We start from the raw sequence: 10048 nt of genomic DNA, 5'->3' as shown, positions 1-10048 counted from the left end.
GCTGTTCTGGTTTTCGCAGTGGCCACGGCCACGCTCGGCTACATGTGGCTGCGTAACGATTAACAGGCTAAAAGCAAAACGCCCCGCGCTTACATCCGGCGTCTCCGCTAGCTTGATTTACAGACTACGAAACTGATTCGGCGGAAACAAGGCGGTTTTGGTTTTTTTGTTTTCGTTCGGGTAATGGGCGGCTACCGCGCAGGCGAGGAGGCGGCGCGCGCCCCGCGCCGATTCGACCATTTTATCGCCGATTCCGAAGGGTTCCGTGCCCGCGAGGATGGCGGCCGCTTCTTGCTCGGGGTGAAGATCGGGCATCTCGACATAAGCGAGACCGCTCTTGGGGCAAAGCGGCCGTCATGGGTAGCGCCGCTTTTGAGGGATATTTAGGATGCGGATTGCGCTCCTTCACTTGTCGCCCGCGCCGGGCGCAGTGGAAGAAAACCGGCAACTTGTCGGCGCGGCGATACGATCGGCGGCGGACGCGGGCGCGGAATGGATCCTCACGCCGGAGCTTGTGACGACCGGATATGAGTTCGTCGAGCGCATAGGCTCCAACTGGATCGAACCGCAGCCGGATCCATGGGTCCGACGTGTAATGGAACTCGCGCGCCAGCGCGGACTGACCATCTTTCTTTCCGTTCCGGAGCGCGTCGGCGACAAACTCCATAACACTATGATTGCGATCGACCGGACCGGGCAGATCGCCGGGCGTCATCGGAAGATCAACGCCCTGCGCGTCGGCCCCGAAGCCTGGTCCACACCGGGGCAGGACATGGACGCCGTCCCCATCGATGGCTTCGGCCCGGTCGGCATGCTGATCTGCGCGGACGCCTACACGCCCAATATCGCCGAGGCATTGGCGCGCAAAGGCGCGCGGGCGCTGGTGTCATCCGCGGCCTGGAGGCCGGGCCTGCACGGCCCGAACGGCGAGTGGGAAGCCGTCAGCGCGTCGACGTCGCTGCCGATCTTCGTCTGTAACCGCACCGGCCAGGAGCGGCATATCGACTTCACCATCGCCCAGAGCGTCGTCGCGAGCCGGGGCAAGCGCATTGTCAGTTTCACGGCGCCGCGCAGCGCAATCTTTCTGGTCGACTGGAGCTTCGAAGAGGATCGGCTCGTCCGTTACTCGACGATAGCCCCTTTTCTCTAGTCGAGAGGTGGCGATGAACCGGTTGTGGCGTTCGACGTCCAGCCCGTTCGCCGCCTTGGTGCAAAATGCAATGCTTGGGGAGGCCCGTCGAGCCTCCGGGGTCAATCCGCTTGACTCATGACAATTAATCCCGGCTTTATGAGCGCGATGGTTCCCTTCGGGGATCAAAAGGGAACTCGGTGCGCGCATCCGCGTCATGCCGAGGCTGCCCCCGCAACTGTAAGCGGCGAGCCTTAGAGCCATAAAGCCACTGGGGGCATCCCTGGGAAGGCGGCTCAAGGCGGCGACCCGCGAGCCAGGAGACCTGCCATCGTTCGTGGTCACGCGCGAGAGCGTCGGGCGGGGTGCACCGAGGCGGTCGAAACTGTCATGGCGCCATAGGCGCGAACGGGCAGGTGAGACCTTTCGCAGTGACGGCCCACGTTGCTGCGAGTCCCTGACTCATGAATTCCCACATCGCGTCGCTCAAGAAAGGCGAGTTGCGCCTCGTTCCACGTTCGAGCGCGACCATTCTGGTCTGCGTCCTGTCCGCCGCACTTTCGACGCCGGCTTTCAGCCAGCAAATGCTTCCGACGATCGATGTGACGGCGCCGAAGCCGAGGATCGGCAGGACCGGCGAACGCCCCGCCGCGCCTTCCGCCGGCCAACCGGCCCCGGACGACGGCGGCGTAAGAGCCGTCGGAAACAATGGGACAGATATCGGCCCTGGCAATAACGGGCAAATCTGCGCCAAAGGCGTCTGCAACGATCCCAAATCCTACGCCGCGCCCATCCAGTCGCTCGGCACGAAGGTCAATACGCCGGTCATGGAGACGCCGGTCACGACCAAAATGGTCACGCGCCAGATGCTCGAAGACCAGCAGGCGATCACGATCGATCAGGCGTTGAAGAACGTCAGCGGCGTCGCCTTCGCTGGCGGCGGCGACGCGGCGGTGGGCAACGTGTTCACTCAACTCCTGCTCCGCGGCTTTCCGACCCAAAGCTATTTCCGAGACGGTTTCCGCGTCGACAGCTTCGGCCTGAATTTCGCGGGCGCGAGCGCCATCCAGTTGGCCAATGTCGAGAGCATCGAGGTTCTCAAAGGCCCCGCCGCCATTCTCTATGGCGCCGTGGAGCCGGGCGGCATCGTCAACCTCAACACCAAGCAGCCGCTGGATCGGCCCGGCTTCTCCGTGCAGCAGCAATTCGGCAGCTACGCCGCCTTCCGCACGACGCTCGACGCCACGGGACCGGTGACGCCGAACAAGGATGTGCTCGCGCGCTTCATCATGTCCTATGAAAACGACGGATCGTTCCGGGCGCTGGATTACAATCGGAACATCATGATCAACCCAGTGGTGAGATGGAACATCGATTCCAACACCTGGGTGAGGGCGTCGGCTCAGTTCCAACGAAACAGCTTCAATCAGGACATGTATTTCACGCCGTATTTCGGCATGTTCAATCCGCTTTGGCTCGGGCGCAGTTTCAACTGGGGGCCGGCGTCTCCCTATAATCAACAGCAGAACTTCACCGAGTTCACCTGGCATCACGACTTCAACAAGGATTGGTCGATCCAGCAGACGGCTTTCATGCAGTTGCTGCGCAACGATTGGGCGAACAACGGCGGCTTCGGCTTCATCTCCGATTGCCTGACGCCCGGAAGCACGTCCTGCTTCTCCTTTCCTTCGCCGAACAACGTCACGCTCAACTGGGGCGCCTTCCCGACTGACAACCGGCAGGCGGAATATGCGACGAACGCCAATCTCGTCGGCCACTTCTACACCGGCGAGCATTTCGCTCACACGTTGCTCTCTGGCGTGGATTATTACCGCTACAATTTCAGAAGCCAGAACCTGAATGCGCTGAATTTCAGCTCGACGACTCTATTCGGCGCGCCACAACCCGCGACGCCGGCCTCCGTTTTTTATCCCTTCAACGCGACCGAGCAATACGCCGATAATCTGGGCGTCTATCTGCAAGACCAGATCAAGCTGCCCTACGGCGTCACCGTCCTCGGCGGCGCGCGCTATCAATATATCAACAGCAGAACGGGAGCCTCGGACAACACGAAGTTCTGCGGACCGTTCTCGGACAACGCGTTTGCCGGCCTGATGATCCCGTGCAATTTCGACACGATCACGAACAGGGCGCAGCTCGTCAATCAGCGCGTCACGCCGCGCGTCGGGCTCCTGTGGCGACCGCTCGAATGGATCAGCCTTTACGGGAACTACGCGGAATCCTACAGCCCCAACTACAACGGCAAGCTCGTCCTGAACACGAACGACCCCACGCCACCGAGCGCCGGAACGCAGGTGGAAGGCGGCGTCAAGCTGTCCCTGTTCGACGGGAGACTCCAGGCCACCGCCGCCTATTACCACCTGGTCAAGACGAACATTCCGATCGGGATCCCCAACGACATCACCCATGTCATGGTGATCGGCGAAGGTCGTTCGCAAGGGCCTGAACTCGACATCCAGGGCGAGTTGCTTCCCGGCTGGAACGTGAATCTCGCCTATGCCAACACCGACGCGATCACCACCAAAACCAATCCGGCGGCACTCGGGGTTCCGGCCGCGGGCGCGCCGATCCCCTTCGTCCCGCGCAATGTCGGCTCGCTCTCGACCAGCTATGAATTCAGGACCGGCGAATTGAAGGGACTCAAGGTGGGCGGGCGCTACGATTACACCGGCTACCTTCCCTTTTCTCATACGGTCAACGACGGCACTTACATCTATGGCCGGTCGACGCCTGGCTACGGGCTGGTCGGCGTCTTCGGCGCCTATGAGTTCAGCGTCGACAGGTTCAAGGTGACCGCGCAGCTCAATGTGAGCAATCTCTTCGACAAGACATACTTCGTCACCGGCGGCCTAGGGCCGGAGGCGTTTGACGCCTTCCATCCCGGAGGTTTCGTCGTGCCCAACACCAATCCGATTCAGGTGGGATGGAACCTGCCGAGTTACAATTTCAACGTGATCGGCGCCCCGCGGATTTTCCGCGGATCGATCAAGGTGTCGTTCTGAGCCGCCGGCCCGGAAGAAAGGAAAGCGCATCGCCATGACACAAGTCATCGACATAGCTCCCAAGCGGATCATTGAACCGGACGCCACGCCACTCGACGTGTTCTCGCTGCCGACGGATACGGCAAGCCTTGAGGAACTTTTGCGCGATCTTTTCGAGAACCACTGGCGCGAGATCACTTTCGGCATCCTTATCCAGGGCGCCGCCTGGGAGATGAAGGCCGATCGGGCGCCGACCCGGATCGGCATGCTCGACGGCTATCTGACGGTCGCCTTCGGCGTTCCGCATTTCCACATCTGTATCGGCGAGACCAAAGGAACTCGCGCGCGACCGACGTCGCCGGAGGTCGCGCGCCACCGGCGCACGTCGCGGGCGGAGATCTACCGGCGCATCGGTCGCTCCTGCGTGCCGATGTCGTGGGGCGTCCAGCTCTTCAACGGCGCCAATGAGCAACAGATCACAGTGCTTCTGCCGAACCCCTTCCTCCATCCTCAGACCGACAAGATCCTCAAGGAACCCGACTGGTCGCGCCTCGCTTTGTGGGACAGGCTCCGGGCGAGGTGGTTTGGCCTCACCGACCCTGATCCGTTCGATCGCTCGGCCAGTCTATTCGTGCATGCCTGAACATCACAACCGATCCCGGCGCCGGCGACGCCGGTCCGGACTTTCCCCCGTCGTCCAAACAAGGAGACAAACATGACCGAATCCCTGCCTTCCTTCCTCTCGCGTCCGGCAACCGGCGTCGTCGCGCTCGCCGTCGGGAGCGTGCTGTTCACCCTGGGCTTCGCCTGCGCCGTTCCGCTCGCCGCCTTCGCCGCAATCGCCGCCATGTCCTTCGACCGGCGCGCGGCGCTGTGGGCGATCGGCGGCGTGTGGCTCGCCAATCAGGCATGGGGCTTCGCCTTCATGCATTATCCGATGGATAGCGAGACCTTCGCATGGGGCGGCGCGCTCGGTGTCATCGCCTTCCTGTCCTGCGCGGCCGCAGGACTGGCGACACGGCGCTTCTCCGCCGCCGCCGCCGCCCTCGTCGCCTTCCTTTCCGCTTTCGTCGTCTATGAGGGCGCGCTGATCGCCATCGATCTCGTCACCAACCAGAGCGCCGACGACTTCGCGCCGGCGACCGTCGCGCGGATCTTCCTTATCAACGCCTGCGCCTTCGGTGGATTGTGGGCGCTGAAGACGGTCCTGGCGAACGCCGTGATCGGTCGCATGCCGTCATCGGCGTTCGCGCCGCGCCACGTCTGAATCTTTGACGGAGCGGCGGTTGAAAGCCGCCGCTTCGCTTTCTGTACCTTGGTGATTACATGAAATTGCCTTTCCGGCTCGACCTGCGTCATCCAATGCTCACCGTTCGCTTCGAGGTCGAACAAAGGATGTTAGGATGGTCGCTTACCAAGCCCGGCTTCGCGACGACGCGAGACGTCGTCTGGCTCGAAGTGCGTGACGCGGACCTCGGACCGCATGTCGACCCTCTCGACTTCGTGCGCACGAAGCTGTCGGCGCAGGGGCTCGACGACGCGGCAGCCTTCATGACTGCAAGAGAGATCGCTCGCCATCATGTCGCTCAGTCGCAAGTGGGCTGCGCCATTGTCACCTGCGTGACCACCGTAGGCTTGACCAATGGGGAAAAGGTTGGCGAGCGGCGGGGGGCACATGACTGCGTGGCGGGAACGATCAACACGCTCGTCCACGTCTCCCATGCGCTTTCCCAGGGCGCTTTCGTCGAATCCGTCTCCATCGCGACGCAGGCGCGCACGGCGGCCATCATGGATACGAACAAGCTGCGCGATGGTCCGGCCATCACCGGCACGGGCACGGATTGCATCATCGTCGCGGCGCCGGAAATTGACGCTGCCGCAACCTGCGCGGGCCTCCACACCGAACTTGGAGAGGCCATCGGCGCCGCCGTCTATGAGGCGACATACGCAGGCGCCGCGGAGTGGAGCGCGGAAACTGCATAACCGCGAAACCACGATGAGCATGGTGCCAGTCGCAACGCGGTGTTCGCTCATGGCGCTTCGAAGACATCTGACGACGGTGGACGGTGACCCGTTGCAAACTTTCTCTGGGTTGCTAATCCTACGCTCATAGGGACGTAAATCGCTGCAGCGGTTAACGGCGGCCGATATCGCCCACACGGTGCGGAGTTCATCATTGCGCGTATGCCTGGTTGGCGCCACCGGAACGATAGGCCGAGCGACGTTGCGCGCGCTCCTGACCCGCGGACATAGCGTGGTTTGCTTAATTCGCCCGGCCGCGGACGGTTTCTGGTCCCCGTCGTCGGGGAGCAATAAGTCACTGTTCGATGGCGCTGCCGTGAGGTTCGTCGATGTTTCGAAACCCGCATCGTTTGTGAAAGACGGATTTCGGGGCGAGCGGTTCGACGCCGTCATATCCTGCATGGCCTCCCGAACGGGGACGCCGAAGGACGCCTGGGCGATCGACCATCAGGCGCACTTAAATTTGCTTGCTGCAGCGCAGGAAGCGGGCGTCTCCCATTTCGTGCAGCTCTCCGCGATCTGTGTGCAAAAGCCCGTCCTTGAATTTCAGCATGCCAAACTCGCGTTCGAAAGGGCGCTCATGGCGTCAGGCGTCAGCTATTCGATCGTAAGGCCGACGGCGTTTTTCAAGTCACTCTCGGGACAGATTGGGCGTGTGCAGCGCGGCAAGCCCTTCCTGATTTTCGGCGACGGCACGCTGACCTCCTGTAAACCGATCAGCGACAGCGATCTCGCCGTCTATCTCGCCGAGTGTCTGGAGGACGAGCGTCGCTGGAACCGGGTGCTTCCCATCGGCGGCCCGGGGGAAGCGATCACGCCAAGGCAGCAGGGAGAGTTCCTTTTTGCGCTCCTGCGCCGCCCGCCTCTGTTTCGCAGCGTGCCGCTCGTATTGCTCGACGGCGTTGTCGGCGCCCTCGGCATCGCCGCCCGCATCGCGCCTCGTCTTGCCGAAAAGGCTGAACTCGCGCGGATCGGCCGCTATTACGCGACCGAATCCATGCTTTGGCTGAACCCTGAAAACGGTCGCTATGACTCGGCCGCCACGCCGTCGACAGGCGTGGAGACGCTCTTCGACTTTTACAGATCGGTGCTTGCCGGCGACCAAGCGCCCGAGCGGGGAGACCACGCCGTTTTCTGACCCAGAGCGGACGCCCTTACAAGCCTGATTCAGGAAGCTCCTTCAGGATCGGCCAGCCGCGCCAACTGCGCCGGATTGCGAACAGTCACCTTCCGCCTGGCTGAAACGATTAGGCCGCGCTCTTGCCATGTGCTCAGAATGCGGCTGACCGTATGCAAGGTCGTCCCCGTCATTTGCGCGATGTCCTCGCGCGAGATCGGAAAATCGACCAAAATGCCTTCCGGCGTGCGCCTTCCGCCCTGTTTCAAAAGTCGCAGCAGCGCATGCGCGATCCGTCGCTCGACCTCTTGCGTTGATATTTCCATAAGCCGCGTCTGCGCCTCCTGCAGGCGCGCGCCGAGAGCCTGCATGGTCTGCACGCCGAGGCTCGGATGCCGCGCCAACAGTCCCTGCCAGGCGCTGCTTGGCCAAGCGAGCGCGACGCTGTCGACGACCGCGATCGCTGTGGCGGGATAGGCGCTCTGGCCGATCGCCATGGCGACGCCGAACAATTCTCCCGGCGCGATAAAGCGGATCACGACCTGCTCGCCGGCCGGCGCGAGCTTATGGGCGCGCACCCGTCCATGAAGCAGCAGGAAAAAGCTTCCTGCTTCCTGACCCTGTTCAAAGACAACCGCATTTTTCGCGAAGCGCAAGGGGCGCGCTTCTCGCAAAGCGTCATCGATCCCGTCGGGAGGAATGTCCGCAAAAAGGGATAGCCCCGCGACAAGCGATCGATCAACAGCCGACATCTGCGCAACCCTATCTGGTCGGCGCTGCGCGCCTCCGCCGCATATACATCGCCCATTTGTTTGTTCCAGCGCAAATTCGCGTCCTCCCGGTCCCGCTAAAAGACCTGGAATCAAGGAGAGACCGAATATGACCGAGATTCTGACGAAGACGGCGGCTCGTAACGTCTTCTATGGCGGGACCGCCTTTTTCTTCGCCATTTTCGCCGCCCTCGTCGCGCAAAGCTACATGTTTGCGCGTGAGATCGAGGCTGCTCACCCCATCAGCGACGCGGTTGCGCAGGGCAAGCGCGTGTGGGAAAAGCATGCCTGCTTCGACTGCCATACGCTTTACGGCGAGGGCGCGCGCTATGCGCCGGAAGTCGGGACGGTCTGGCCGAAATATGGGGGCGACAAAGACCCCAACGGCGCCCGTGAGGCGCTGAAAGCCTGGTTCAAGGCCCAGCCGACTGGCGTCGCCGACCGTCACCAGATGCCGAACTTCAAGCTGAGCGAGCAGGATCTCGACAATGTGATCGAGTTCATGCGCTGGTCGAGTGAGATCGACCTGCAGGGCTGGCCGCCGAAAAGGCCGAAATAATCCCGTCAGCATCCATCCGAAACACGCGCGCCGCCAGGAGCCGACGCATGAAAGAGCCGACGCCATGAAATATGAATCGCAACAGGTCGCAAAGCTCTACTTCTACGGAGCACTGCTCGTCTTCGCCTTGCAGATCGCCTTCGGCATGCTTGGCGCCGTGAACTATGTCGCGCCGACACTGATCCCGGTCGACATTCTGCCGTTCAGCGTGGCCCGCATGGTGCACACGAACGCCGCCATTGTGTGGATGCTGATGGGCTTCTTCGGTTCAGCCTTCTTCCTGATCCCGGAGGAGACCGAAAATGAACTCTACAGCCCGATGCTGGCGAAGATTCAGTTCTGGATCTTCCTTGTCGCGGCGGTGGTGATCGTCGTCGGCTATCTCTTCGGAAATTACGACGGGCGCTCCTATCTCGAACAGCCCTGGTATCTGAAAGTCGGTATCGTCATCGTCGCGCTGATGTTCCTCTTCAACGTTTCGATGACGGTGCTGAAGGGACGGCGCACGGTCATCACCAACATCCTTCTGCTGGGGCTGTGGGGCATCGCCGTCTTTTTTCTCTTCGCTTTCTATCAGCCGGCCAACCTCGTCATCGACAAGGTGTTCTGGTGGTGGGTGGTGCATCTCTGGGTCGAGGGCGTATGGGAGCTGGTGCTCGCCGCCATTCTCGCCTTCCTGATGATCAAGCTCACAGGAATCGATCGCGAGATCGTCGAGAAGTGGGTCTACATCATCGCCGGCACGGCGCTCTTCACCGGCATTTTGGGCACCGGACATCACTATTACTGGATCGGCACGCCGGGCTACTGGCAGTGGATCGGCAGCATCTTCTCGGCGCTCGAGCCGCTACCCTTCTTCGCCATGGTGGTCTTCGCATTCATGATGGTGTGGAAGGGCGGCCGGAATCACCCGAACAAGGCGGCGCTGCTGTGGTCGCTCGGCTGTGCGGTGCTGGCCTTCTTCGGCGCGGGCGTCTGGGGCTTCCTGCACACGCTGTCCTTCGTGAACTACTACACGCATGGCACGCAGGTCACGGCGGCGCATGGCCATCTCGCATTCTACGGCGCCTACGCCATGATCAATCTCGCCATGATCAGCTACGCCATGCCGATTCTGCGCGGAACGGCGCCCTATAACCAGCTGCTCAACATGTGGAGCTTCTGGACGCTGTCGGGCGGCGTCGTCTTCATGAGCGTCGTGCTGACCTTCGCCGGCGTGCTGCAGACGCATCTCGAACATGTGATGGGCATGGACTTCATGGAAGTGCAGCAGCAATTGCTGCTGTTCTACTGGATGCGCCTCATCGGCGGCGTCGTCACCGCGATCGGCGCCGTAATGTTCATCGCCGCCATCGTCATGCGGCCGCGCGAAGAAACGGCCCCGCGCGCCCGTCTCGCGCCGGCCGAATAAGGGAGCGACAGGGCCGGCTCGAAAGGGGCGGCCCTTCT

At 62.0% G+C, this 10048-nt stretch carries 10 protein-coding genes and 1 riboswitch; of the genes, 8 read left to right on the top strand and 2 right to left on the bottom strand.

Annotated elements, in window-relative coordinates; all coding sequences use genetic code 11:
- Nucleotides 1-117: 117 nt before the first annotated feature.
- Nucleotides 118-315: a hypothetical protein gene (locus tag ACPFMJ_RS07335; protein ID WP_424363162.1), complete on the bottom strand. Its 198-nt coding sequence runs from the start codon at nt 313-315 to the stop codon at nt 118-120.
- 73 nt (nt 316-388) lie between these two features.
- Between ACPFMJ_RS07335 and ACPFMJ_RS07330 the strand changes: the two genes are divergently transcribed.
- From ACPFMJ_RS07330 to ACPFMJ_RS07305, 6 genes are all read left to right on the top strand, one after another.
- Entirely contained in the window at nt 389-1150 is a 762-nt protein-coding gene (locus tag ACPFMJ_RS07330; RefSeq protein ID WP_424363161.1) for a carbon-nitrogen hydrolase family protein, read from the top strand.
- Between the two features lie 131 nt (nt 1151-1281).
- A riboswitch (cobalamin riboswitch) is annotated at nt 1282-1476 on the top strand.
- Nucleotides 1477-1593: 117 nt separating this feature from the next.
- Nucleotides 1594-4152, top strand: a complete 2559-nt coding sequence (locus ACPFMJ_RS07325; protein ID WP_424363160.1) for a TonB-dependent siderophore receptor — start codon at nt 1594-1596, stop codon at nt 4150-4152.
- A 34-nt stretch (nt 4153-4186) separates the two neighbouring features.
- The gene (locus ACPFMJ_RS07320) at nt 4187-4774 is read left to right on the top strand and encodes a DUF7676 family protein (protein ID WP_424363159.1); all 588 of its coding nucleotides are present in this window, start codon (nt 4187-4189) and stop codon (nt 4772-4774) included.
- Nucleotides 4775-4846: 72 nt separating this feature from the next.
- Entirely contained in the window at nt 4847-5398 is a 552-nt protein-coding gene (locus ACPFMJ_RS07315; protein WP_424363158.1) for a hypothetical protein, read from the top strand.
- Nucleotides 5399-5457: 59 nt separating this feature from the next.
- Complete coding sequence (locus ACPFMJ_RS07310) at nt 5458-6114, top strand: adenosylcobinamide amidohydrolase (protein WP_424363157.1); 657 nt, start codon at nt 5458-5460, stop codon at nt 6112-6114.
- 205 nt (nt 6115-6319) lie between these two features.
- Entirely contained in the window at nt 6320-7291 is a 972-nt protein-coding gene (locus tag ACPFMJ_RS07305) for an NAD(P)H-binding protein (RefSeq protein ID WP_424363810.1), read from the top strand.
- Between the two features lie 29 nt (nt 7292-7320).
- Here ACPFMJ_RS07305 and ACPFMJ_RS07300 read toward each other — a convergent pair whose 3' ends face one another.
- A complete protein-coding gene (locus ACPFMJ_RS07300) occupies nt 7321-8022 on the bottom strand; it encodes a Crp/Fnr family transcriptional regulator (protein WP_424363809.1) in 702 nt (233 codons plus the stop codon).
- A 127-nt stretch (nt 8023-8149) separates the two neighbouring features.
- On the opposite strand from ACPFMJ_RS07300, the gene ACPFMJ_RS07295 reads away from it, so the two are divergent.
- Together ACPFMJ_RS07295 and ACPFMJ_RS07290 are read left to right on the top strand one after the other, a co-directional pair.
- A complete protein-coding gene (locus ACPFMJ_RS07295; RefSeq protein ID WP_424363156.1) occupies nt 8150-8599 on the top strand; it encodes a c-type cytochrome in 450 nt (149 codons plus the stop codon).
- A 64-nt stretch (nt 8600-8663) separates the two neighbouring features.
- On the top strand, nt 8664-10010 hold the full coding sequence (locus ACPFMJ_RS07290; RefSeq protein ID WP_424363155.1) for a cbb3-type cytochrome c oxidase subunit I: 1347 nt from the start codon (nt 8664-8666) through the stop codon (nt 10008-10010).
- Nucleotides 10011-10048 lie beyond the last annotated feature (38 nt).

Source organism: Methylocystis parvus (genome assembly GCF_049675845.1).
GTDB classification, from domain to species: Bacteria; Pseudomonadota; Alphaproteobacteria; order Rhizobiales; family Beijerinckiaceae; genus Methylocystis; species Methylocystis parvus_A.
The sequence above is the reverse complement of the archived record's forward strand: the minus strand, read 5'-3'. Positions and strand labels throughout refer to the sequence as shown.

Coding starts and splice junctions, on each gene's coding strand:
- ACPFMJ_RS07290 (WP_424363155.1), top strand. CDS start 8,664: ATGAAATATGAATCGCAACAGGTCGCAAAGCTCTACTTCTACGGAGCA.
- ACPFMJ_RS07330 (WP_424363161.1), top strand. CDS start 389: ATGCGGATTGCGCTCCTTCACTTGTCGCCCGCGCCGGGCGCAGTGGAA.
- ACPFMJ_RS07335 (WP_424363162.1), bottom strand. CDS start 315: ATGCCCGATCTTCACCCCGAGCAAGAAGCGGCCGCCATCCTCGCGGGC.
- ACPFMJ_RS07310 (WP_424363157.1), top strand. CDS start 5,458: ATGAAATTGCCTTTCCGGCTCGACCTGCGTCATCCAATGCTCACCGTT.
- ACPFMJ_RS07325 (WP_424363160.1), top strand. CDS start 1,594: ATGAATTCCCACATCGCGTCGCTCAAGAAAGGCGAGTTGCGCCTCGTT.
- ACPFMJ_RS07320 (WP_424363159.1), top strand. CDS start 4,187: ATGACACAAGTCATCGACATAGCTCCCAAGCGGATCATTGAACCGGAC.
- ACPFMJ_RS07315 (WP_424363158.1), top strand. CDS start 4,847: ATGACCGAATCCCTGCCTTCCTTCCTCTCGCGTCCGGCAACCGGCGTC.
- ACPFMJ_RS07300 (WP_424363809.1), bottom strand. CDS start 8,022: ATGTCGGCTGTTGATCGATCGCTTGTCGCGGGGCTATCCCTTTTTGCG.
- ACPFMJ_RS07295 (WP_424363156.1), top strand. CDS start 8,150: ATGACCGAGATTCTGACGAAGACGGCGGCTCGTAACGTCTTCTATGGC.